The sequence below is a fragment of the Neobacillus sp. FSL H8-0543 genome, assembly GCF_038592905.1.
Lineage (GTDB): Bacteria > Bacillota > Bacilli > Bacillales > Cytobacillaceae > Neobacillus.
In genome coordinates, this window is record NZ_CP151943.1 from 3503665 (window position 1) to 3528180 (window position 24516).

A 24516-nucleotide genomic window follows, 5' to 3' on the forward strand; every position below is an offset into this window, starting at 1 on the left:
TAGTACACCTTCCTATATGTCAAAGTTCAATCTTTATTTATTACACAAAGATAACTATACTAAAATATAGAGATATATGAAATAGGAGTGGATCACATGCATCAGGACAAGCGATACAGTTCAATGACAGAGCATGAATTAAGGCAGGAAATTGCCAAACTTCAAGAAATGGCAAGGAAAGCTGAGCAAATGGGGATGGTAAGTGAATATGCTGTTCTTGAAAGAAAAGCGGTTATGGCGAAGGCTTACTTAATAAGTCCAGATTCTTTTTCACCAGGTGAAATTTATGAACTAGAAGGAGACCCGGGACAATATTTTAAAATTGATTATCTCAACGGCGTTTTCGCTTGGGGATATCGTCTAATGGGCGATGGAAAAGAAGAAGCGTTACCCATTTCAATGTTGAAGTGGTTAAAATAAAGACAAACCAGAGAACAAATCTCTGGCTTGTCACTAAATCTTGAAAATTAATACTCGGATGCGGTATTATTTTCACGCTCACCAGATGCTCGCATGCGCTCCTGTGGATGGGTATTGATGGTGCCGTCAGCTCTTGTTGAAGCATATTCAGCTTTAGCTCTTGGTTCGCCCTCTAGTTTGTTGTTATTTTGGTTTGGGAAATTCTTTGCTTTATTTCTCATGATTACCTCCATCAAACAAAATTGAGAACTCGTGAAAAGCAAAGCTGTTTTCTTAGCCAATGCTGACCACGTGCTAATAGTATTCGACATTTTTATATAGGTTATGTTATAAGAAAATGGAAAAGTAGGTGATATCATGAAAGAATACCAAGAAAGATTAACAGAGCTTTTATTGGAAAAAAATAATCAAATTTCATCCAATATGGCCCGTACTTGGGTGGAGCTTATGTGGGACGATTTTGAGACGACACGTGCAAAATCTGGAAGAGAGTATAAGGGAGCAGAAATGACAGAAGGAATTGTCAGGCATTGGATTGAACAGTATGGAGCAAAGCTTCACGAGTTTGCAGCAACCAATCCAAAATATAAAAATTTCCTAACAGAAAAAAAGGATAAGTTAAACTAAGTGGAAAAGCGATGACTATGTGATGCAAAGGGTTCACTTTAGAGGAGGAAAAATCTAAGTCCCGGTCGTTAAGGAAGGCTTATAACGCCCGACCCGTAGGAAAAATCTAAGTCATGGTCGTTAAGGAAGGTTTATAACGCCCGACCCGTAGGAAAAATCTAAGTCATGGTCGTTAAGGAAGGTTTATAACGCCCGACCGCCCGAAAAATCCTTAGTCCCGGTCGTTAAGAAAGGTTCATAACGCCCGACCCGTAGGAAAAATCTTAGTCATGGTCGTTAAGGAAGGTTTATAACGCCCGACCCGTAGGAAAAATCTTAGTCCCGGTCGTTAAGAAAGGTTCATAACGCCCGACCCGTAGGGAAAATCCTAAGTCCCGGTCGTTGAGAAAGGTTCATAACGCCCGACCCGTAGGAAAAATCTTAGTCCCGGTCGTTAAGAAAGGTTATAACGCCCGACCCGTAGGAAAAATCCTAAGTCCCGGTCGTTGAGAAAGGTTCATAACGCCCGACCCGTAGGAAAAATCTTAGTCCCGGTCGTTAAGAAAGGTTTATAACGCCCGACCCGTAGGAAAAATCTTAGTCCCGGTCGTTATGACTTCAAATTTACACTGAATTGGCATTAAAATTGGTAAGATTTTTTATTCGTTGTACAACAGGTACTGTCATCTAAAAACATCTTGAAAATTTGATGATCAATTCTACCCAGAACAGGGCTAAAACCTTGATATACTAATAAAAATGGCATGCGTCAATTCGCATGCCAATTCATCTGTCAATTTGTCTTCGTGCACCTCAAAACGGAACCCTTAAAATGTGATGTCACCGCTTTTTTTTATCAGGTTAATTTGGCAAAATACTTAGCTTTTTTCGTAATTTCTTTTCACTAAACACCCAGCCTGTATAAGAACTAATAGGCTGTAAATCAAGGTCTAACTGGACGACAGCAACGAACGGATAATGGCCATTGCTTCGATAGCGCAAGTCAATAAACCGAACTTCGTAAAAGTCATTGTATTCATCCATTTCCCATCTATAAACGGGTGAAAAGGATAGAAACGCGGCTAGATTTTTATCATGTTTCGCTGCCTCCAATACAGGAGTTTCTGGCACAGGTACACGTTTAAATCGATCTAGAATCTCAACCTCTGTTTTTATCGCTTTAGCAACAAAGAATTCTTCCTCAGTCATCGCAGCGATTCTCCATTGATAAAACTTTATTGTAGGAGCAAGTATGATCTCAGTTGCATTAGGAATTATTCTTCTAACTTCATCTAGAACTTTTCCGCGAACATAAAAACGAAGGAAGTAGTAGCCGATGATCACGGCAAACATCGTAAGAAAGGTAATACCTGGCGGGGCACCAAATACCCAAATGAAAATGGCAACGATATGAATCCCGAAAATAATCGGATCAAAGGTATTAATTACCCCTAAAGCTACCCATTTAGTTGTAAATGGTCTAAGCGCCTGGGTGCCATAGGCGTTGAAAATATCAACAAATACATGGATGAAAACTGCTGCAAATGTCCATGCCCAAAGATGCAAAACATTAGCAGCCGGGAAAAAGGGATAAACCAATGCAAGGATAAGCAGAGGCCATAAAAGTACCGCAGGAATGGAATGAGTAATCCCTCGATGATTACGGATGTATATCGCATTATTTCTAAGTTTCAACACTGTATCAATATCGGGTATTTGTGAACCGGCAATTGTTGCAATTAAAACACTTGTGGCAGTAGCGTGGCTGGCAGCTACTGTTGGATCAAGGGTGGCGAGACCCCCTAGGGCAATTCCCATTACAATATGAGTTCCAGTATCCAAAAGGAAAAATCCTCCTTTAATAAGTTCTTGTCAAACCAAACTATATGGATTATCGTAAACATACTTACTATTATATACCCTAACTTCGTATTGTTTATCTAGCAGGAGGACCAAAAAAGTGAAAAATGACTTGAATAATATAGAAAAAGTGGATATTGGCAAATTTCAGAACGATTTAATTTCCTGGTTTTCTGAGGAGCAGCGTGAGTTGCCTTGGCGCCAAGACCAGGACCCTTATAAAGTCTGGGTTTCGGAAATCATGTTGCAGCAAACGAGAGTAGATACAGTTATTCCTTACTTTAATCGATTTATCGAATGGTTTCCAACAATAGAGACTCTCGCAAATGCGAATGAAGATAAAGTTCTTAAAGCATGGGAAGGTCTTGGATATTATTCGCGTGTCAGAAATTTGCATTCAGCCGTAAAAGAAGTAAATGAGAAATACAATGGTCAAGTACCGAACTCCCCAAAAGAGATTGCGGACCTTAAAGGTGTAGGTCCATATACTGCAGGGGCTATTCTTAGTATTGCTTATGGAATTCCAGAACCAGCTGTAGATGGAAACGTGATGAGGGTTTTATCAAGAATTCTTTTGATCTGGGAGGATATTGCTAAAGCATCATCAAGAAAAGTCTTTGAGAAAGCGGTAAGGCAGCTAATATCGCATGATAACCCATCAGCATTCAATCAGGCATTAATGGAATTAGGTGCATTAATTTGTACACCTACTTCTCCTTCATGTTTATTATGCCCTGTTCGTGAACATTGCCAAGCTTTTCACGAGGGTGTTCAAACAGAACTCCCAATTAAAACAAAGAAGAATAGTCAACGTGCAGTGCAGCTAGCTGCTGTAATTCTGAAAAATGAACATGGGAAAATCCTCATCCATAAACGCCCTCAAAGTGGCCTTCTGGCAAATTTATGGGAATTTCCAAATATAGAAATTCAAGAGCCTTTACTGGCAGGCCGAAAACAAATTACTGAATTATTCAGAAATACTTATAATATGAATATTAATCTAGAAAAAAGCATTGGTCAAATAGAACACATCTTTTCCCATTTGATCTGGAATATTACGGTTTATTCAGGGGTGATTTCCCAAGAGTTCCAATCTGGTGAGGAATGGAAGTTTGTTACCTTTGATGAAATGAATCAATATGCCTTCCCTGTTTCCTATCAAAAAATGCTTAAGCTATATAAAGAACACCGCTCTTGATTCGGTGTTCTTTATCTTATTAGTCATAACTAATTTTAGTACCGTGTGTATAGTCTGCTTCTTGTCGCTTTATTCCCCCGCGAGCTTCAATTTCTTCAATGATCTCTCGATGGATTGTAACTCCCTCACTATTTAAATAAGGCGCTATTTGCTGTAAGGAATGATGAAAAAAGGCAAGCTCGCTTTTATCCCACTCTGACTTGCTTACCATCGATAGCTCTGTCATATCGCGTCCAATGTACATTTATATCTTCCTTCCACATGCTTTTTTCTTCTTAGTGTTTTATAATCAATTGTCTTCTATTCGTAGAAAAGCTAAAATGATAACATACATAAACAAAGGGGTTTAATCAAATGACACAAAAAGTAGCACTTATTACAGGAAGCAGCAGGGGAATTGGGAAAGCAACGGCCTTAAGGTTAGCACAAGCAGGCTATGATATTGTAATAAATTACGCACGGAGTAAAAAAGGAGCACTTCAAACGGCTGAAGAAATCGAAGCTTTAGGTAGGAAGGTATTAGTCGTCAAGGCGAATGTTGGCGATGTAAATAAAATTAAAGATATGTTTAGCCAAATTGAACAGGAATTTGGGCGATTGGATATTTTCGTGAATAATGCTGCGTCTGGTGTCCAGCGACCTATCATGGAACTTGAAGAGAATCACTGGGATTGGACATTAAATATTAACAGTAAAGCACTGTTATTTTGTGCACAGGAAGCAGCCAAATTGATGGAGAAAAATGGCGGCGGGAAAATTGTTAGTATCAGTTCCCTAGGGTCCATCCGTTATTTAAAGAACTATACAGTGGTGGGCGTTTCTAAGGCTGCTCTTGAGGCGTTAACAAGGTATTTGGCCGTCGAATTAGCTCCGAAGAATATTGTGGTAAATGCAGTATCTGGTGGTGCTGTCGATACAGATGCCTTAGCACATTTTCCAAATCGCGAGGAACTTCTTCAAGAGGCAAAAGAAAAAACACCTGCTGGGAGAATGGTTGAAATTGAGGATATGGTGAATTGTGTGATGTTTCTTTTGACAGAAGAATCAAGTATGATCCGGGGACAAACGATCATTGTCGATGGCGGTATTTCACTGCTCGTTTAAAATTATTTTTTTTAATTTTTTTTGGATAAACTCCACGGACCTTGGTCATATTAATTCGTGGAGGTGATTACAATGGCAAAATTCAATCAACAACCTAACAAAAGTACTTCTGGAACAAACATCCAGGAAGTAAGACAACAAAATGCTCAATCAGCTGGAGCTGGTAGCCAAGGTCAATTCGGCACTGAATTTGCAAGCGAAACAAATGCTCAAGAAGTAAGACAACAAAACCAACAAGTTGAAGCTCGTAAAGGCCAAAACTCTGGCCAATCAGGTCAAAGCTAAATTAAACATTAGTAATGCAGAAGGTACTCTATAATCGTATAGAGTGCCTTCTTTTTATTTATTTTTGATGTACAAACCTTGTTGATTGGAGCGGAAGGCGAAGCCTGGAGCTCCATCAACAGCTGTTCGACAAAACTTCTATTCAGTCTACATAAAAAGTCAAAGGAAAATAGCAATTATTCAAGAATACATAGTAAGTATAAAAAAAAGCTTCTAATGATAAGGCGGTGTGGTTATGAATCATTTTAACCGTTTAGTTTCCGAGCAAATGATGACAATGGAAAAATTACTCTACCTTCAAGCGGAGCTTGAACGTTGCCAGGAAATTGAGGAACAATTACAGACATTGCAAAATGAAACAGAACTAGAAAGTGTTAAAATCGAAATTAATCAAATGAAAAAAGAATTAAAGGAAATTCAAGAAATGTTTGAAAAACAAACAGAAGAGGTCATTCAATCGTATCATGATATGAATTTGGAGCCTACTGTATAGGTGAAACACGCAAATTTTGGTGAAAATATGCAATTTTTTTTGAAGAGTCATTGAATTCAATGGCTCTTTTGTTTTAAATTCTTTACTCAAACGTTATAATAAGAAGAAATAGGAAAATGAACTTTGTAGCCTTTTGTCGTTTATTGGTATTTAGTTAAGGTTTCAAATGTGTTCAGAACGAAAGTAGGGGAGAATCATGGGCGTACCCATCGAAGGTGTACCAATACAAATACATAGCTACAAGCATAATGGGCACATCCATCGCGTGTGGGATGAGACGACCGTTCTGAAGGGATCACAGAATTTGGTGATTGGCGGAAATGATCGGACAATTGTAACGGAATCTGATGGAAGAACATGGATTACTAGAGAACCAGCTATTTGTTACTTTCATTCACAGTACTGGTTTAACGTAATTGGAATGATTCGTGAAGACGGAATATATTATTATTGCAATATTAGCTCACCGTTTATTTTTGATGGCGAAGCAGTAAAGTATATCGATTATGATCTTGATATTAAGGTATTCCCGGATATGACATTTAACTTGTTAGATGAGGATGAATATGAACGTCATCGCCGTGAAATGAAGTATCCTGACGTGATTGACCATATTCTCAAAAAAAATGTGGATCAACTCATTCACTGGATTCGCCAGCGAAAAGGTCCATTTGCACCGGATTTTATTGACATATGGTATGAACGGTATTTAACCTACAGACGCTAGTTGTACAACATACCTGTTGATTCAAAGATCAACAGGTTTTCGTTTGCTAATTAAAAACGTTTGATGATAAGGAGGGTTAGCTTGGGCAGTGTACGCAGGTACCTTCAATTTGTAAAGCCATACCGATTGCAAATCATAATAACGATAGTGATAGGAATTCTCAAATTTGCCATTCCACTCCTTATACCAATGCTCATTAAATATGTCATTGATGATATTATTGGGAACGGAACTCTGACTAACGATGAAAAAGTAAGTCATTTGTTGCTTATTATGGGTGTTATGATCGTTATTTTTGTCGTACTAAGACCACCGATTGAGTATTATCGACAATACTTTGCACAATGGGTTTCTAGTAAAATTCTCTATGATATTCGCGATAAAATGTACTCTCATATTCAAAAGTTAAGTTTCAAGTATTATGCCAATACAAGAGCAGGGGAGATCATTTCTCGTGTAATTAATGATGTTGAGCAAACCAAGACATTTGTTGTTACTGGTTTGATGAACCTATGGCTTGATTTAGCGACAATTGTCATCGCAATTGTGATTATGCTTTTTATGGATGTAAAACTAACATTGGTCTCGATTGTACTTTTCCCGCTATATGCAGTGTCGATTAAATACTTTTTTGGGAATTTACGCCGACTGACGAAAAGGCGATCGCAAGCACTCGCGGAGGTTCAGAGTTATTTACATGAACGTGTACAAGGTATGCCAGTTATTAAGAGCTTTGCGATTGAAGAATTTGAACAAAAACAGTTTGATAAACAAAATAAAAACTTTTTAGAAAAGGCGTTAGAGCATACGAGCTGGAATGCCAAAGCTTTTGCAGCAGTAAATACAATTACCGATATTGCACCATTAATTGTCATCGGTTATTCCGCTTACCTGGTTATTCAGGGAAGTCTAACACTTGGAACCATGATTGCTTTTTTTGCCTATATTGATAAGCTTTATAGTCCATTAAGAAGATTGGTAAACTCCTCGACAACCCTTACCCAGTCTTTGGCCTCAATGGATAGGGTGTTTGAATTCTTGGACGTAAAATACGATATTGTAGACACTCCCGATGCTAGAGAATGTAAAGATGTAAAGGGCGAAGTTACCCTTGAAAATGTACAGTTTACTTATAATGAGACAGAAGAATTAATTTTAAAGGATATTAACCTAAACGTAAAAAAAGGGGAAACGATTGCCTTAGTTGGAATGAGCGGTGGTGGTAAATCAACACTTGTAAGTTTGATTCCTCGCTTTTATGATGTAACGGGCGGGAGAATCCTTCTTGATGGTGTGGATATCCGCCAATTTAAGGTTCAAACCTTGAGGGACAAAATTGGTGTTGTATTTCAAGATAATATTTTGTTTAGTGAATCGGTTAAAGACAATATCTTATTAGGAAAACCGGGTGCCTCTGATGAGGAAGTTATACAGGCAGCCAAGGCAGCCAATGCTCATGATTTTATCCTCAATTTGGCTAAGGGTTACGATACAAAGGTTGGAGAAAGAGGAGTGAAGCTTTCTGGCGGCCAGAAACAAAGAGTGGCGATAGCAAGAGTATTCTTGCGAAACCCGCCGATCTTAATACTTGATGAAGCAACATCAGCGCTTGACTTAGAGAGTGAACATAATATTCAGGAATCACTTGATGAGCTTGCAAAGGAACGGACTACGTTTATTGTTGCCCACCGGTTATCAACTATTACCCACGCCAATCGAATTGTGTTAATCGAACATGGTCGAATTGTTGAGATTGGCACGCATGAAGAGTTGATGGAAAAACAAGGGAATTATTATAAGTTATTTCAAGTGCAGCAGCTAGAGCATAAGGAAAATGGAAATCAAGTAAAGGCTTCTTTGTAAAAATATGAAAAAAGTAAGAGCGGCTTCTCTTACTCAGATTGTCGAGAAAGGGTATCTTTCTCGGCATTTTTTATTTTCAGGGGTCAAAGGATATCATTTTTTCATTAAAACTTGTACCTGGGCATAGGCCAGTTGATTTCCGCTCCAGGTGCTTCGCTTTCCGCGGGCGTGCCGGGGAGCCTCCTCGGAGCTGCGCTCCTGCGGGGTCTCCCCCTGCCCCGTACTCCCGCAGGAGTCTGCGCACCTTCCGCGGAAATCAACAGGGTTCAAATTACCTAAGTATTACCACACACTTTTTCAAACTAAGCTAATTGTGTGGTAATCTCTGTTACAGTTCATTTTTTTATTGAATTGGAAGCCAGCTGACTTTCCAAACATCCTTTTTAGGATCTTTAAACATTCGGAATGCTGGGAATGAGCCTTCTTGGGCCTTCCAAGTAATTACTGCTTCATTGTCGTGTAAATAATTGATTTTAAATTCTTTAACTTGTTGCAGCCCTGCATAAAACTTTTTATCATTTTCATTGAATATAGCTCCATAAAATTCAGGCTCACCAAAATATTCTTCTTCAGAAGGAGTACCAAACATTTCTCCTTTTATATATAGGGCATAAATCGTTTCCGAATCCTCCATGTGCTTTGCATAAAAGTACAACTTAAATACATCCAATGGTGACAAACCTGCTAGAAGTTGGTCATTTTGCTTGCTTGCATATCCCGTATACAATGCCTTTAATTCAGCAGAAGGCTCAATGTTTGTTTGAACACTTTTTGAATCTTCAACTGGTGCTCCTATTCCATCCTCTTCTTCATCGTTAGTTATCGATTCCTTTTCTACTTGTTTGAAAATTCTTGAATATATTTCTTTTTTGTGTTCTTCTGTCATTTCATCATTATAGAGACCAAATCCCCAGTTTTTTAATGAGTCATCTTCTGTAGACTTAAGAACTCCGACAGCGTAGCTATTACCAGGAGTCCAATCCCATGACTCATTATATTCAGTATCTTTTACGGTAAAAGGAATATGGCTTTTCGCCGATATGAAAAAGAATGGAATCGTAGAATTTAGGTAAATATCTGCATATTGACTTTTAGCAGCTTGCGTGAGATTCTCTTGCATAATAAAGATTGCATCATAGGAATCAAGATCATTACTCATCAACATTAACTTTTCTAAAGAAAATTCACTAAAACTTACTTGTTTCTCTTTAATTTCAGGTAATTCTCCAACGACTGCTATATTTAGAGGTTTTCCTTTGTACAATTCAAATTCGGGATATGGTTCTTCTTTTTCTTTATTCGGGTCATCATTTGTAACTGGTGGTTCCTTAATTTTAGGAGTTTCTTCACCGCCACGAGCTAAATCTTGTGGAAAAATATCCAATTTGTGGTTTAAAATTCCTAAGATAAGAACAAACATAACTCCATATGCAATATAGGATAATGCCTTTGGTACATACCTAGAAAAGTCATTTAGTGGTTTCGTTTGCACTGATTCAAGTTTTCGATATACATTTTCTCTATCTTTATTGGAAAATATTGTTACATTCTGCTTTTCATAAACTCTTTTTAAATCCTTTAATTGTTTATCCAAAGGTCTCCACCTCTTTCAGATTGGATAATATTCTTTAATTTCCCTCTACCACGTTTAAGGCGAGTTCTTACCGTATTTTGGTTGATTGATAGGGAATCTGCAATTTCGTTAACAGAGAATTCTTCGAAATAGAAAAGGATAATAACTTCACGGTACTTCATTGGCAGAGACAAGACTTGATTAAGTAATTGCTTTTCTTCATTTTTTCCTATTATGTGCTGCTCTGGAGTATCCGGAGGATCTGCGGATTTCACGAATTGTTCTAACTTCCCCTTAAGTTTAATGTTACGAACCTTCCAACTTCTCAAATAATCCTTACATTTATTGATTGCAATCGCATATACCCAGCTTCGTAGAGTTGATTTACCTTGAAATGTATTCAATTTTCGATATATCGTTACGAAAACTTCCTGTGTAACATCATCGGCATCACTCGGATTTTTTATATAACTATAGACCAGTCTTTTAATTTCTGAACCAAATTCATTCATAATATTTTCGAGCGTTTCTATAGGATTCATTTGCGTGGTTTCCAACAGTTCCTTACTATATTGCAAATCATTGCGATTTATATAATCCACCTGTTCCCCTCCTCTACAAAAGCTTTCAAAAGTAAGACGAAGCTAGTTAGAAAAATAGTTCATTTTTCTACAAACTTTTTTAAAAGCTACCTCATTATTGTAAATTGTTCAAGAAAAAAGCGTTAATCCATTTTGGAATAACGCACCACTTGGTAAAATAATTCATAATTATTTATAAATATCGACCTTTATCTTTAACATAGCCATTTAATTTACAACTCTGTTGATTTGCGCGGAAGGCACGAGATCCTCGAAAATGCTAACGCATTTCCTTCGTGCGGTGCTGATTCACTGAAGCATATTCAATGTCCTGCGGGACTCGCAGGTCAGGGTGAGACCCCACAGGCTTGCTGCTTGAGGAGGCTCACCGACCGCCCGCGGAAAGCGAAGTGCCTGGAGCGCAAATCAACAGACATGTTCAAAGAACTTATATCAATAACATCATGATGAATTAACGCAGTGAATTGCTAAAGTTGTTGGATAAAATAAGAGGCTGGCGAAAGTATCTCGACAGCCTGAGGAAGAGCAGTTGTTCTTCCTTTTTCATTCCATTTGTTCTTGTTCAATTGTTAACTCATCATTATGATGAAAAGAATGGAAGCTAGTAATGAGTGTATCTAAATGTTCGACCTGCTCCCCATAATCAATAATTGAGGAGATGATCTGCATTGTATGATATAAATGCGGATCATTAAGGTCAGAATAGTCTTTTTGGTGGGACAAAAAGAGATTAAACAATTCCTTATGATCTAAACATGTACTAGGCTCTGAAGATACATTATGTGTTGGAATCTTACCGATAAATTTCAGCATTAGTTGTTCATGGTGATAGATGATACAGTCCAGCTGTTCCTGTATTGTCTGCTGAAAATCTTCTGGTAATTGAAGTAATTCATTTTCGAATCGGTGTATTCGTTTCAGAGTATCAAGAGCTCTTTTGGCAGTTGAATTCATTTGTCTAAAAATGACAAGCTTACGAGATTTTTCTAAAGTTTTTTTCTTAAAATAGCTGCGTTCTTCCTTATACATGGAATAAAACTGACTTATTTTTAAAAGACTATCCTTCAAATGTTCAATATCTGATTTAAGGTGATTATGGTCATAGTCATAACGGATACCTAAGCGGATCCATTTGATAATCTCTTCCGTTGTATTTGCAATTTTAAAATAAAGCTTATTTTCGTATTTTGGCGGTAAAAAAACTAGATTTACTATGAATGCAGAAAATACCCCAATCATGATTGTTCCAAAGCGAAAACCAGCAAATGGAATAAAGTCACTTCCCGGTGTCTCCATAATCGAGAGTAAAGTTACGAGAGAAAGTCCAATCGTATTTTCAAGTTTAAGCTTTAGGTTAAGAATAATTACCATGATGGCAGCTAAACCAATTACAATTATGTGATTTCCCAAGAGGAGAACAAAAAGAACTGCGAGTGCTGCGCCGATTAAGTTACCTTGAATTTGTTCGATAATGGTTAAGACAGAACGGTAGATAGTCGGTTGAATAGCAAAGATTGCAGCAATTCCTGCTAATACAGGGGCGGGAGAGTGCAATAACTGTGCTAAGTAGAGTGATAAAACAATGGCAACTCCCGTTTTAAAGATGCGAGCACCTAACTTCATTTATAATAATTTCCTTTCAGAGATGAATATTATCAACTATAATATATTAATGCTAAACATCTTCGTACTATACATGGATTCATACATATTATCAAGAGATTTTACATGAAATTTAAATTTTCGAATTTTGGACAAAAATCTAAACAAAAGTAACGTCCGCCAATGTGGCGGACGTTATTTTTTCATTCAGTAGATACAGCTGGGTCAGCTTGTTCTTTTACTGGTACAATTTGCAAGAAGTGATTTTCTGGGTTTTTTAGTAATGCACGAAGCTGACTGGCTTCTTCTTCCTGCCCATCATTTTCTAGTAAATTAGTGTATTTAGTTAATAACTCCTTTACGTCACTCTTCCCATTTTCATTTAATTCGGTGATAGAAACCTTGGCGCCTTTTGCGACTCTTCTTGATAGCGCTGCTTTCGTTAAGCCAACCTCAGGCTGATGGCGGACATAAACTACCCCACCAGTCATTCCTGCGCAAATCCATGGACCTGGGTCTCCTAAAACTAATCCCCGGCCGTTTGTCATGTACTCAAACGCAAAGCCTTTAATATTTGCCTTTGCACCGATGTTTCCAGCCTCTTTCTCAGGGATTGGCTGCTTTACAAATCCGCCAACAAGTAAATCCGCTCCTGAAAGACGTATTCCAGCACGTGCGTCAGCATCACCTTGTGCAACAAGCATCCCTTTTTGTGCCCCGTAACCAAAACCTTTTCCTACTGACCCATTATAATAGTGGCCGTTTTTCCCTTTAGATTTAAGAATAAAAATGTTACCGCCGAAGGAAGTCTTTCCAACACCATCTTGACCGCCGCCGTTTACGGAAATATTAATTCCTTCACTATTATAGGCACCTAAGCCGTTTCCAGGAATGGAGCCGTTCTTGTATTTTAGTTGAACCGGAGCGAGCTGCTTATACGAACCGTCCAGTCTATCACGTACTCGGTGACAAGAAACCCGGCTACCTAAGACACGCTGTTCAGAGGTGATACGATCAAACTCACGATCAGAGTTTAATTGTTCCACACTACCATCCAAATACTCCGCTCCAGCTGCTACTTGCATTTGAACCTCTTGGAAAGGTTTTACTTCAGCAGTTTTTGAAAATTGGCTAATTTCCAATGGCTTTAGTAAGTAATTCAGACTAAGCTGATTTTTACCTCTAACCTGCTCTAACAAATCTGAACGACCCACAGCATTCTGTAAATTACTAACACCAATTGATGCTGCTAGTGCCTTTAATTCATTTCCGAATGATGTAAAGAGATTCATGATCCCATTAACAGCTAATTCTAGCTGACGCGGAACAAAACGGCGCAGGCCATGTTCCTTAGCTTGAACCTCTGACTCAATTTGTGTTGCTATTCCAACGTGGCAGGTGTCCAAATGACATCCGCGGCAAGTGGTGCAACCAATGGCAAGCATCGATAAGGTTCCGAAACCAACCCTGTTTGCCCCAAGAAGCATGATCTTCATAACGTCCATGGCACTCTTCATGCCGCCGTCTGCCCAGATTTCCACCTTATCACGCAGGCCGCTTTCAAGGAGGGCATTATGTGCAGCTTTAACGCCAATCTCTACAGGTAGACCGACATGCGCAAGTGCATGTATTCTTGCTGCGCCTGTACCGCCGTCAAAACCGCTTAGTGTGATAATATCAGCACCGGCTTTAGCAATACCAACAGCAATCGTTCCGATGTTAGGGACAACGGGAACCTTAACAGCAATTTTCGCTTGGTCATTTGCTGTTTTTAATTCTAGTATCATTTGAGCCAAATCCTCAATTGAGTAAATATCATGATTGTTTGATGGTGAAATTAAGTCTGAACCAAGTGTTGCATTACGTGCTTCAGCAACCTTAGCTGTAACCTTAGAGCCTGGCAGGTGTCCGCCTTCACCAGGTTTTGCTCCCTGACCAATTTTAATTTCTAAAAGATTAGAAGAATTCAAGAGTTCAGCATTAACGCCAAAGCGGCCGGATGCCACTTGCTGTCCCCTGGTTTTAGGATATTTACCTAACATATCCTTTATTTCTCCGCCTTCACCATTTAAACTGACCATATTTAAGCGGTCAGCACCTTCAGCATAGGCTCTGAAGGCGGTTTCGTTCTGTGATCCAAATGACATGGAGGAAATAAGGAACGGCAAATCATGATCGCCAACCCGAATGTCTACTTCTTCTGGTGACACAGTTTGGTTATTCGCTTTTAATTGAATTAAATGACGTATAGTTGTTGGGTTTGATAGTTCTTGTTCACTAATTTTATCACGGTAAACACTGTAATCACCTGTTGCAGCAACCTCCCCGATTGCTTTCCAAATTCGTGGAAAGAGGTGAAAGGTTTTGCCAACTCGTTCATTTTCATTTTGGTAATCTTCAGCTCGTGATATAGCATCTGCCTTCATCGCTTCAAAATCATTTTCCATCTCGTTTGAACCAAAGAAGTTAACAATGTTTAACACGTGTGCGATGTCTTCATGTAATCCAATACTCGAGAAGAGTCGGCCATAACCACGTAATTCATGGATGCCAATGGTCGAGATGACTTTTTCAATCCCTTTTGATAGAGCACTATATAAGTTGATTAAGGGCTGTGTAGATTCATCGAACACAGTCATAAACATATAATAGGGGCTAATCAAATCTGCTCCCAATCCAAATACCGTTACGATATCGTGAAGGGAACGAATTGCAGCTGAACGTACTAGTAATGAACAATCTCTCCGCAGTTCTTCAGTAACCAAAGCCTGATCAACTGCTGAAGTAGCAAGAAGCGGGTCTAACCAATAGAAGTCATGCTGATGTGCTGCTGCATCATCAAGGATAAGCAGGCTTTTTCCTGCACGGACTGCTTCAACTGCTTCACTGGCAATTCTCGTTAGGGCTGCATCAACCTTTTCATTTTTAGTAAATGTAGTTGAAATAAACGCTGTTAGATTTTCTGTTTGGAAATGCTGAACCAGTTGGTCAAAGCTTGGCTGACCCAAGGATTCTGCACAGTTGTATCCTGCTTTTCCTTCTAAAAGAAGTGGTGTTGTTAGTTCAAGAACCGTTTCTGTTTGTTGACTCTTGAATAAAGTTGGTCGTTTACCAATAATGACTCGTGTTGAAAAATGTTCTGTTTCACGATCACGGTCAATGGCTGGGTTTGTTACAACAGCAACACTTTCTTTGATATAATCGGCAATATTTTTTCGTTCAGGATTAAGAGCAGCCAGCGGTGCATCATGTCCGAGAGAACGAATGGGTTCAGCACCCTTTTCCGCCATCTGCTCGATCAATTGGATATGATCACGTTCCCAGCCAAAGGCTTTATATTGTCCATTATGAATTTTGTCGGGGTAATTCATAGTTATACTCTTTTTTAAAGCGGGTGTATTTAGACGTACCCTTGAGTCCTGTAGATTTAAACGGCTAGAAAAGCGGCGATAAACTTCCTTTTGATAGCGGTCTTGCTCGAAAACTTCTAAAATATGACCATTCCATTTAAAACCGATTTTCTCACCGGGCGCCAAAGGCTTAGGATTATTTATGAATTCACTTGAAGGAATGATTCCTGGTTCAGAGGAAAATAGGTAAGAGCTCTCTGTTTCTAACATCCACAGCGGACGAAGCCCCAACGCATCGACACTGAATACTGCTTCATCACCAAATCTGGAAATAATTCCTGCAGGTCCCTGTGCAAAATGTCCCCAGCCCTCACGCAAATAGGTGTAGAGGTCCTGAAGGTCGTTAGAATAAGCTTTGATTTCATTAATTATTGGCGGAAATAGAAGCTCCATTGCCTCGAATAAGGAATATCCTTCTCTGCAGATTAGGGTTTCCATTGTCCTGCTAAGATCTTGTGAATCACTTCCGTTTTGAACGAGAGGAACACCAATCATTTTCGCTTCATCACGAAGTTTGGCAATGGTATTAATTTCTCCGTTGTGTCCAAGAACACTAAAGGGTTGAACACGGAAAAAGCTGGATAGAGTGTTAGTGGAATACCGATTATGACCTAATGTCATAGTAGAGGCAACCAGTGGATTAGCCAGGTCCTGATAATAGCGAGGCAGAATATCCCCAGCGCCCATTACTTTATATACGACATGGTTTTGGCTAAGTGACGCAACATGAACATCCTCATTTTTTTCTAAATCAATCAATGCCTGAAAGAGGATATTCGTTAAATCTTTCCCTTTTTTTGTTGAAAGGCAAGCAAATTGCCAGAAAACAGGGTTTTCTTGAATAGCAATCGGACCTAATTTAGTGGAGTCGGTTACCAAATTCGTTTCAAAAACTACCTCTAATTCATAGTTTTCTAGTTTCTTAATCAGTTCTTTTTTAACAGAAGTCCAATCAACTTTTTGGCTGATAAAAACATGACCTACAGCAAAGCCTTCTTTGTCAACGAGCGTTGGGTCAACACCAGCATTCTGTAGTTTTTCTTTCCATAGTTTAGCTGGAATATCCAGATGAATTCCTACGCCGTCACCCTCACCATTGATAAAACCTGCGCGATGATTCATCGTCACAAGGGCATCTATACAATCGAAGATATTTTTTCTAGTAGGCTGTTTTATTTTTTCAAGGGATGCGACAATTCCGCAGGCATCATGTTCATGATTATGGAAATCTTTAAAGCAGGAAGGGTTCCATTTTTTAGTCATATTGTTTGGCTTTGAGCAGGTAATCCTCTAAAGCCGCTCACCTCCTAGATTGAATTGGTAAATTGACGGGGCATAATGTTTATGGGTTATTATTAAATAACATTTTAATATTATCATAAGAATATTCAGAATTCAAATAATTATACAAAAATATGGATATAAAATCCGATTGTTATTGTTCTTTATTTTTCAAAAAGCTATTAATGTAACCGTTTTCAAAGAGTAGGAGAGATTAAAGGAAGTGAATCTCACTTCCTTTAATGTATAAAATAGTGTATATTTATTCGCTTTGCAGCTGAGAAAATGCATGGTTTACTGCATGGAGTGTTGCTTCTATATCTTCTTCGGTATGAGAAATCGTTAAAAACCAGGCTTCGTACTTTGATGGAGCCAGGTTAATTCCTTGATGGAGCATGAGCTTAAAGAATTTGCTGAACATTTCTCCATCCGTGTTTTCTGCTTGTTTATAGTTTTCTATTTTTTCATTTGTAAAAAATACGGTTAGTGCACCTTTTAAGCGATTAATGGTAATTGGGACATTGTGTTCCTTAGCAGCCTCTAAAATTCCTTTTTCAAGTAAGGCTCCTAAACGGTCTAAATAATCATAAATTCCATTTTGCTTTAATACCTCTAAACAAGCAATCCCGGAGAGAATAGAGGCAGGATTTCCAGCCATTGTTCCTGCTTGATAAGCAGGACCTAACGGTGCTACGGTTTCCATAATTTCTTGCCGTCCGCCGTAAGCTCCAATAGGTAAGCCGCCCCCAATAATTTTTCCGAGGACTGTCAAATCAGGTTGGATGCCTAATAAATCTTGTGCACCACCATACATAAATCTGAAGGCGGTAATTACCTCATCATAAATCACTAGTGCGCCGGCCTGATGGGTAAGATCATTAACCTGCTGTAAAAACCCTGGATTTGGTTCGACAATTCCAAAATTCCCAACAATCGGTTCAACTAAAACAGCCGCAACTTGATTGCCCCATTTTTCTAAAGCTTCCTTAAAAGGTTCGATATCATTAAAGGGCACAGTAATTACTTCTTGAGCAATACTTTTTGGTACACCGGCGGAGTCAGGGATTCCGAGTGTAGATGGGCCTGAACCTGCAGCAACTAGAACTAGATCAGAGTGACCATGATAGCAGCCCGCAAACTTAATGATTTTATCTCTGCCGGTATAGGCGCGTGCAACACGAATGGTTGTCATTACGGCCTCCGTACCTGAATTTACAAAGCGAACTCTTTCTAATGAAGGAATCGCTTCTTTTAACATTTTTGCAAATTTCACCTCGTGGGGTGTTGGTGTACCATAAAGGACGCCGCTCTCGGCAGCTTGTTTAATGGCTTCTGTTATATGCGGGTGAGCATGTCCTGTAATGATCGGGCCGTATGCAGCAAGAAAATCAATATACTGGTTTCCGTCAACATCCCAAAAATAGGCACCCTGTGCACGTTCCATCACCACCGGAGCACCGCCGCCAACTGCTTTATAGGAACGAGAGGGGCTATTCACTCCACCTACTATATGTTCAAGTGCTTCACTATGTATCCGTTCTGAATTTGTAAATTGCATACTATTCCTCCTAAAGATCATTTCTTTCTTATTTTATCATTAAATTTATCGAGATAAAGATTGAATGAATTTTAGAATTTCTTATGACTTCCTTATCTAGTGAAATATGTTTGTCTCATTTTTGATATTTTATCATCCTATTATGCATAGAAATAGACTATCTAATGTTAATTGAGGTGGTTGCTAGTGTTCTATTTCTTGCTTCCAGTCGTTATTTTTTGCATATTTATGAGTTTGAGAACTTTATTTATCCCGAACACAATAAGAGGAAAGTTTGTTTCCATTGAAAATGCTCTATATTTAGGGTCCATCTATTTGACGGTTATTATCGGATTCGGACTTATTTATTTGTTGTTTGAGTTAAAGGGAATGTCTTTAATTGTTGAAACGAATAAGGCTAAAGAATATAACATGTTTGAAACAAGCTTTTACTTCAGTGCTATGACGCTATTTTCTGTTGGTAACGGCGACGTCATTCCGCAGGGGGTTGGCAGGGTACTAGCTGTAGTTGAAGCGTTAATTGGATATACGTTACCTGCTGCGTTTGTTGCGCGTGCGATATTGGAAAGGAAATAGGGAGTACCGCCAAATATTTGTCATGTCAGTTATTTTTCGTTACGCTATGGAGGAGAGAAATTTTATTCATGGGGTGATTAGAAATGACAGTAGAAATAGGAAAGCAGGCTCCTGATTTTGCACTAGAGGCAAATAGTGGAGAAACAGTGAAATTATCAGATTATCTTGGTACCAATGTAGTTCTTTATTTTTATCCAAAGGATATGACACCAGGTTGTACGACAGAAGCCTGTGATTTTCGAGATCAAATGGAACAATTTAATATGGTCGATGCTGTTATATTAGGAATAAGTCCTGACCCGGTTGACCGTCATAAGAAATTTGTTGACAAATACGGTCTGCCATTCTTGCTGCTTGCTGATACAGATCACCATGTTGCTGAAACGTATGATGTTTGGAAATTAAAAAAGAACTTTGGTAAGGAGTATATGGGAATTGAACGGTCTACTTTTATTATTAATAAGGAAGGTGACTTAGTAAAGCAGTGGAGAAAGGTAAAAGTTAACGGACATGTTGAGGAAGCATTATCTTATATACGTGAAAACCTTAATTAATCCCACTTCTTAGCCTATTTTCTATAGTAAAGGCTTTTGTCCAATGCAACGATACGGAAATTGAATATCATTTTATTAGGGCATACCTCCTCAGATTAAACTTTTAGGGTCGTTAGCGGCCCTTTTTTTTATGCCTTTTATCCAAAGTACTTGGCCTCAGATTTAATTAGTGTTGGGAAAAATGCTATTATTAATGAAATGGGAGTATTAATCTATTGCAAAGGTTACTATGTATAAAAAACAGGGGGAGTTATCAATGAAAATTTACACAAAAACTGGTGATAAGGGAACTACTTCTTTAATCTATGGGCAAAGAGTGGCAAAGAATGACTTGCGGGTAGAGGCATATGGAACCTGTGATGAAACAAACTCGATGATTGGTTTAGCAATGAGTTATTTACAAGGAGAACTTTTACAGAAAAAAGAATCAATAGATAATATGTATCATAAAATACAAACAAACCTTTTTCATGTCGGTGCAGAGCTAGCTACACCTAAAGGAAAGGAAGTAAAGTGGTCTCTTAAAAATTCAGATATAGAGGAAATGGAAAAACATATTGATGAATTAAACGAGCATCTTCCAGAACTGACAAATTTCATTTTACCTGGAGGGCATGCAGCGGGTGCAGCTTTCCATGTTGCTCGCACGATAGCTAGGAGAGCAGAAAGATGTGCAGTGACATTGGGGGATGATGTCAATCCGCTTGTATTAGCTTATTTAAATCGACTTTCAGATCTGTTATTTGTAACTGCAAGGTATGTAAATCATGAATTGGGCTATCCCGAGCAAAACTTGCATCAATAAAATTAGCATCTTTTATTAATTCTGATATTACAATATTGACAAAAGTATTAATCAGTTAGTAAACTAATTATAACAATTATAATTTAAGAATATTTTTTAGAAAAGAGGTGCATGGCGATGAATCAGTTAAAAGAAGCGTTGGATGCCTTAAAGGATACAGGAGTTCGTATAACTCCACAACGTCATGCGATACTTGAATATTTAATAAACTCGATGTCACATCCTACAGCAGATGATATTTATAAAGCCCTAGAAGGGAAATTCCCTAATATGAGTGTGGCGACAGTTTACAATAATTTACGAGTATTTCGTGAAGTTGGTTTAGTGAAAGAATTAACTTATGGTGATGCTTCTGCACGATTTGATTTTGTTACTACACATCATTATCATGTTATTTGTGAGCAGTGTAGTAAAATCGTAGATTTTCACTATCCTGGCTTAGACGAGGTCGAACAGCTGGCTTCGCATGTAACGGGGTTTAAAGTTACAAATCACCGTTTAGAGATTTATGGTTCCTGTCCAGAATGTACAAGTAAAGAGGTTCATTGATTAGTGGCGGAATAATTAATTATTACTAAAGCAAAAAGCTATTTCTAACAGAAATAGCTTTTATTTTTTTGACTTCCGATTATATGTTTCATCGAATTCTTTACCTTCAAGGTCAGGGTCTAATGTTATTGGTTCTGAACAATACATACACATGTCTACCCGGCCGAGCATTTTAGTATGCTTTCCACAACTTGGACATGTTACTTGTATCGATCTGGTTGATAACATTCCAATCCAAAAATAAACGACGGTACTGGCAATAATAAATAGAAGACCAAAAAGCATAAAGATGGTCATAATAAGTGGAGAATTACGAAAGAAGATTCCACCATACATTACAATAAAACCGATGAAAATTAAAGAAAGTGCAAATGTACGAATTTTATTTATCTTACTTGAATATTTAGGCATATTTCTCCCTCCTAGAGAAACTATACCATAATTTATGTAGGAGAATAAACGTTATGTTGAGGGTTGTCGAATTTTGTCTCCTTATAAAGAAGGAGATTATTTTATTCCTGTCGAACATATAAGCTACCAAAGAAAAATGGAGGAATTGTGAATGAAAGACATTCTTCGTCCGATTTATCAAGAGAGGGCCAGTCAATCAAATACACTTGGAGTTTTAATGGTTGAAAAAAGACAAAAATCAAGTCATACGACAGATACCTTTGATGTAATATTATTGGTTATTATTAAAGAAGCAGAACGGCCATTATTAATTAAACATTATACATATAATGACCAAAAGGCTGCGATGCATATCGTTACGGAGGCTCATTTAAAAGAATGGATTCTATTAGGTACTAATCGTAAAGTCTTTGAATGGCTACAAAATGCTAAAGTATTATTTGACCGGAATGAATATGTTGCCAATTTAAAAACTGAACTGCGTGAATTTCCTTTTTACGGGCGAAAGGTAAAAATGGGTCTAGAATTCGCTAAATTGGTTCGTCGTTATGTGGATGGTAAGGGTCTTTTTGAGAAAAAGCAGTTTCTGGATGCATATAACCATGTCGTTCATTCCCTGCATCACCTCGCAAGACTTGCGGTGATTGAAAATGGGCTTCATCCAGAGTTAACCGTTTGGCAACAGGTTAAACAAATTGAACCAGAAATATTTAAATTATATGAGGAACTTGTTAATAGTGAAGAGACAATTGAAAAAAGACTAGAACTACTGTTTCTAGCAAACGAGTTTATGATTCATTCTAGAACAAATATTGGGTCAAAGCATTTATTGATGATACTTAACAAAAAAGAGTATTGGACTTTTAATGAAATCATGAATGAAGAAGAATTAATTCCTTATTCTGTAGATTTGGCTGTATTAATTGAGTATTTGATTGATAAAGGATTAGTGGATGTTGTTAGTTTAGAAACCAAGGGGCAAGGGATCTTCCACAGATGTTATCAAGTGAATGAAAAGTTATTGTAAAAAAGTAAAAAATCTATTGACCTTTTCTAGGATACTTGGTATATTAATAACCGTCGCTGCGAAACAAACATTTAATGCTTTCGTGAGTGACGGTTAATCTTTTAAAAAAAGATTGACATTATATATTGCTCTGTGATATATTAAGAAAGTCGCTTATGGGCGATAACGTGATTTTGTTCTTTGAAAACTAAACAAACAAGAACGTCAACAAACAATATTTTTAACTTCTATATGAAGTTAAGCCAACGTAACAAAATGAGCTAATCAACTTTCTTGGAGAGTTTGATCCTGGCTCAGGACGAACGCTGGCGGCGTGCCTAATACATGCAAGTCGAGCGAATCTTTAGGAGCTTGCTCCTAAAGGTTAGCGGCGGACGGGTGAGTAACACGTGGGCAACCTGCCTATAAGACTGGGATAACTTCGGGAAACCGGAGCTAATACTGGATAATCCTTTTCCTCTCATGAGGGAAAGCTGAAAGACGGTTTCGGCTGTCACTTATAGATGGGCCCGCGGCGCATTAGCTAGTTGGTGAGGTAATGGCTCACCAAGGCAACGATGCGTAGCCGACCTGAGAGGGTGATCGGCCACACTGGGACTGAGACACGGCCCAGACTCCTACGGGAGGCAGCAGTAGGGAATCTTCCGCAATGGACGAAAGTCTGACGGAGCAACGCCGCGTGAACGATGAAGGCCTTCGGGTCGTAAAGTTCTGTTGTTAGGGAAGAACAAGTATCGGAGTAACTGCCGGTACCTTGACGGTACCTAACCAGAAAGCCACGGCTAACTACGTGCCAGCAGCCGCGGTAATACGTAGGTGGCAAGCGTTGTCCGGAATTATTGGGCGTAAAGCGCGCGCAGGCGGTCTCTTAAGTCTGATGTGAAAGCCCACGGCTCAACCGTGGAGGGTCATTGGAAACTGGGGGACTTGAGTGCAGAAGAGGAAAGCGGAATTCCACGTGTAGCGGTGAAATGCGTAGAGATGTGGAGGAACACCAGTGGCGAAGGCGGCTTTCTGGTCTGTAACTGACGCTGAGGCGCGAAAGCGTGGGGAGCAAACAGGATTAGATACCCTGGTAGTCCACGCCGTAAACGATGAGTGCTAAGTGTTAGAGGGTTTCCGCCCTTTAGTGCTGCAGCTAACGCATTAAGCACTCCGCCTGGGGAGTACGGCCGCAAGGCTGAAACTCAAAGGAATTGACGGGGGCCCGCACAAGCGGTGGAGCATGTGGTTTAATTCGAAGCAACGCGAAGAACCTTACCAGGTCTTGACATCCTCTGACACTCCTAGAGATAGGACGTTCCCCTTCGGGGGACAGAGTGACAGGTGGTGCATGGTTGTCGTCAGCTCGTGTCGTGAGATGTTGGGTTAAGTCCCGCAACGAGCGCAACCCTTGATCTTAGTTGCCAGCATTCAGTTGGGCACTCTAAGGTGACTGCCGGTGACAAACCGGAGGAAGGTGGGGATGACGTCAAATCATCATGCCCCTTATGACCTGGGCTACACACGTGCTACAATGGGTGGTACAAAGGGCTGCAAAACCGCAAGGTTAAGCGAATCCCATAAAACCACTCTCAGTTCGGATTGTAGGCTGCAACTCGCCTACATGAAGCTGGAATCGCTAGTAATCGCGGATCAGCATGCCGCGGTGAATACGTTCCCGGGCCTTGTACACACCGCCCGTCACACCACGAGAGTTTGTAACACCCGAAGTCGGTGGGGTAACCGCAAGGAGCCAGCCGCCTAAGGTGGGACAGATGATTGGGGTGAAGTCGTAACAAGGTAGCCGTATCGGAAGGTGCGGCTGGATCACCTCCTTTCTAAGGAATATCCTGTCTTAAGTGACAGATAACTGTTGACGCACTCTTGTTTGTTTAGTTTTGAGAGATCAAACTCTCAAAACTTTTTTTATTCGTTCCTTGAAAACTAGATAATCGTAAGAAGAAGCAATAGTAAAACCAAGTAATCGCCATTTAGCAAGTCGTTTCTTTTCAATAAGAAACAAAACCTTT

At 39.0% G+C, this 24516-nt stretch carries 22 protein-coding genes and 1 rRNA gene; 14 read left to right on the top strand and 9 right to left on the bottom strand.

Annotation, left to right across the window (positions count from 1 at the left end; translation table 11 throughout):
- The first annotated feature begins 96 nt into the window (after positions 1-96).
- Complete coding sequence (locus NSS81_RS17400; RefSeq protein ID WP_342429933.1) at positions 97-420, top strand: YfhH family protein; 324 nt, start codon at positions 97-99, stop codon at positions 418-420.
- 47 nt (positions 421-467) lie between these two features.
- Here NSS81_RS17400 and NSS81_RS17405 read toward each other — a convergent pair whose 3' ends face one another.
- Positions 468-641 carry a small, acid-soluble spore protein K gene (locus NSS81_RS17405; RefSeq protein ID WP_342429934.1) on the bottom strand — a complete coding sequence of 58 codons (174 nt, stop codon included), beginning with the start codon at positions 639-641 and terminating at the stop codon, positions 468-470.
- Between the two features lie 136 nt (positions 642-777).
- Here NSS81_RS17405 and NSS81_RS17410 point away from each other — a divergent pair, with 136 nt between their 5' ends.
- Positions 778-1047, top strand: a complete 270-nt coding sequence (locus NSS81_RS17410) for a YfhJ family protein (protein WP_342429935.1) — start codon at positions 778-780, stop codon at positions 1045-1047.
- A gap of 840 nt (positions 1048-1887) precedes the next feature.
- Here NSS81_RS17410 and NSS81_RS17415 read toward each other — a convergent pair.
- Complete coding sequence (locus NSS81_RS17415; protein WP_342429936.1) at positions 1888-2868, bottom strand: metal-dependent hydrolase; 981 nt, start codon at positions 2866-2868, stop codon at positions 1888-1890.
- A 118-nt stretch (positions 2869-2986) separates the two neighbouring features.
- On the opposite strand from NSS81_RS17415, the gene mutY reads away from it, so the two are divergent.
- Positions 2987-4084, top strand: coding sequence for an A/G-specific adenine glycosylase (gene mutY / locus NSS81_RS17420; RefSeq protein ID WP_342429937.1), 1098 nt, complete (start codon positions 2987-2989; stop codon positions 4082-4084).
- Between the two features lie 19 nt (positions 4085-4103).
- Here the strand turns inward: mutY and NSS81_RS17425 are convergent, their stop codons facing one another.
- A complete protein-coding gene (locus NSS81_RS17425; RefSeq protein ID WP_342429938.1) occupies positions 4104-4328 on the bottom strand; it encodes a hypothetical protein in 225 nt (74 codons plus the stop codon).
- 110 nt (positions 4329-4438) lie between these two features.
- Between NSS81_RS17425 and fabL the strand changes: the two genes are divergently transcribed.
- From fabL to NSS81_RS17450, 5 genes are all read left to right on the top strand, one after another.
- The gene (fabL, locus tag NSS81_RS17430; protein WP_342429939.1) at positions 4439-5188 is read left to right on the top strand and encodes an enoyl-[acyl-carrier-protein] reductase FabL; all 750 of its coding nucleotides are present in this window, start codon (positions 4439-4441) and stop codon (positions 5186-5188) included.
- 72 nt (positions 5189-5260) lie between these two features.
- A complete protein-coding gene (locus NSS81_RS17435; RefSeq protein ID WP_342429940.1) occupies positions 5261-5473 on the top strand; it encodes a gamma-type small acid-soluble spore protein in 213 nt (70 codons plus the stop codon).
- Between the two features lie 235 nt (positions 5474-5708).
- Positions 5709-5966, top strand: coding sequence for a YgaB family protein (locus tag NSS81_RS17440; protein WP_342429941.1), 258 nt, complete (start codon positions 5709-5711; stop codon positions 5964-5966).
- Positions 5967-6162: 196 nt separating this feature from the next.
- On the top strand, positions 6163-6693 hold the full coding sequence (locus tag NSS81_RS17445) for a DUF402 domain-containing protein (protein WP_342429942.1): 531 nt from the start codon (positions 6163-6165) through the stop codon (positions 6691-6693).
- Between the two features lie 81 nt (positions 6694-6774).
- Positions 6775-8556 carry an ABC transporter ATP-binding protein gene (locus tag NSS81_RS17450; RefSeq protein ID WP_342429943.1) on the top strand — a complete coding sequence of 594 codons (1782 nt, stop codon included), beginning with the start codon at positions 6775-6777 and terminating at the stop codon, positions 8554-8556.
- Positions 8557-8899: 343 nt separating this feature from the next.
- On the opposite strand, the gene NSS81_RS17455 is transcribed toward NSS81_RS17450, so the two are convergent.
- The 5 genes from NSS81_RS17455 to NSS81_RS17475 all read right to left on the bottom strand — a co-directional run bounded on the left by NSS81_RS17455 (position 8900) and on the right by NSS81_RS17475 (position 18582).
- Entirely contained in the window at positions 8900-10150 is a 1251-nt protein-coding gene (locus tag NSS81_RS17455; RefSeq protein WP_342429944.1) for a hypothetical protein, read from the bottom strand.
- Positions 10135-10731 (bottom strand): sigma-70 family RNA polymerase sigma factor, encoded by a 597-nt coding sequence (locus tag NSS81_RS17460; RefSeq protein ID WP_342429945.1) that lies wholly within the window; start codon positions 10729-10731, stop codon positions 10135-10137. The genes NSS81_RS17455 and NSS81_RS17460 overlap by 16 nt, the downstream gene beginning before the upstream one ends.
- Before the next feature lie 543 nt (positions 10732-11274).
- Entirely contained in the window at positions 11275-12354 is a 1080-nt protein-coding gene (locus tag NSS81_RS17465) for an aromatic acid exporter family protein (protein ID WP_342429946.1), read from the bottom strand.
- A gap of 182 nt (positions 12355-12536) precedes the next feature.
- On the bottom strand, positions 12537-17006 hold the full coding sequence (locus tag NSS81_RS17470) for a glutamate synthase-related protein (protein WP_342429947.1): 4470 nt from the start codon (positions 17004-17006) through the stop codon (positions 12537-12539).
- A 280-nt stretch (positions 17007-17286) separates the two neighbouring features.
- Positions 17287-18582 (bottom strand): glutamate-1-semialdehyde 2,1-aminomutase, encoded by a 1296-nt coding sequence (locus NSS81_RS17475; protein WP_342429948.1) that lies wholly within the window; start codon positions 18580-18582, stop codon positions 17287-17289.
- Between the two features lie 228 nt (positions 18583-18810).
- Here NSS81_RS17475 and NSS81_RS17480 point away from each other — a divergent pair, with 228 nt between their 5' ends.
- The 4 genes from NSS81_RS17480 (at position 18811) to perR (ending at position 21066) form a co-directional block, all read left to right on the top strand.
- The gene (locus NSS81_RS17480; protein WP_342429949.1) at positions 18811-19158 is read left to right on the top strand and encodes a potassium channel family protein; all 348 of its coding nucleotides are present in this window, start codon (positions 18811-18813) and stop codon (positions 19156-19158) included.
- An 83-nt stretch (positions 19159-19241) separates the two neighbouring features.
- Positions 19242-19712, top strand: coding sequence for a thioredoxin-dependent thiol peroxidase (gene bcp, locus NSS81_RS17485; RefSeq protein ID WP_342429950.1), 471 nt, complete (start codon positions 19242-19244; stop codon positions 19710-19712).
- Positions 19713-19968: 256 nt separating this feature from the next.
- Entirely contained in the window at positions 19969-20517 is a 549-nt protein-coding gene (locus tag NSS81_RS17490; protein ID WP_342429951.1) for a cob(I)yrinic acid a,c-diamide adenosyltransferase, read from the top strand.
- Positions 20518-20628: 111 nt separating this feature from the next.
- The gene (perR, locus tag NSS81_RS17495) at positions 20629-21066 is read left to right on the top strand and encodes a peroxide-responsive transcriptional repressor PerR (RefSeq protein ID WP_342429952.1); all 438 of its coding nucleotides are present in this window, start codon (positions 20629-20631) and stop codon (positions 21064-21066) included.
- A 60-nt stretch (positions 21067-21126) separates the two neighbouring features.
- On the opposite strand, the gene NSS81_RS17500 is transcribed toward perR, so the two are convergent.
- A complete protein-coding gene (locus NSS81_RS17500) occupies positions 21127-21477 on the bottom strand; it encodes a YgzB family protein (protein WP_342429953.1) in 351 nt (116 codons plus the stop codon).
- Positions 21478-21628: 151 nt separating this feature from the next.
- On the opposite strand from NSS81_RS17500, the gene NSS81_RS17505 reads away from it, so the two are divergent.
- Both NSS81_RS17505 and NSS81_RS17510 read left to right on the top strand, forming a co-directional pair.
- Positions 21629-22504, top strand: a complete 876-nt coding sequence (locus tag NSS81_RS17505; protein WP_342429954.1) for a nucleotidyltransferase-like protein — start codon at positions 21629-21631, stop codon at positions 22502-22504.
- A gap of 270 nt (positions 22505-22774) precedes the next feature.
- A 16S ribosomal RNA gene (locus tag NSS81_RS17510) occupies positions 22775-24324 on the top strand.
- Positions 24325-24516: the final 192 nt, after the last annotated feature.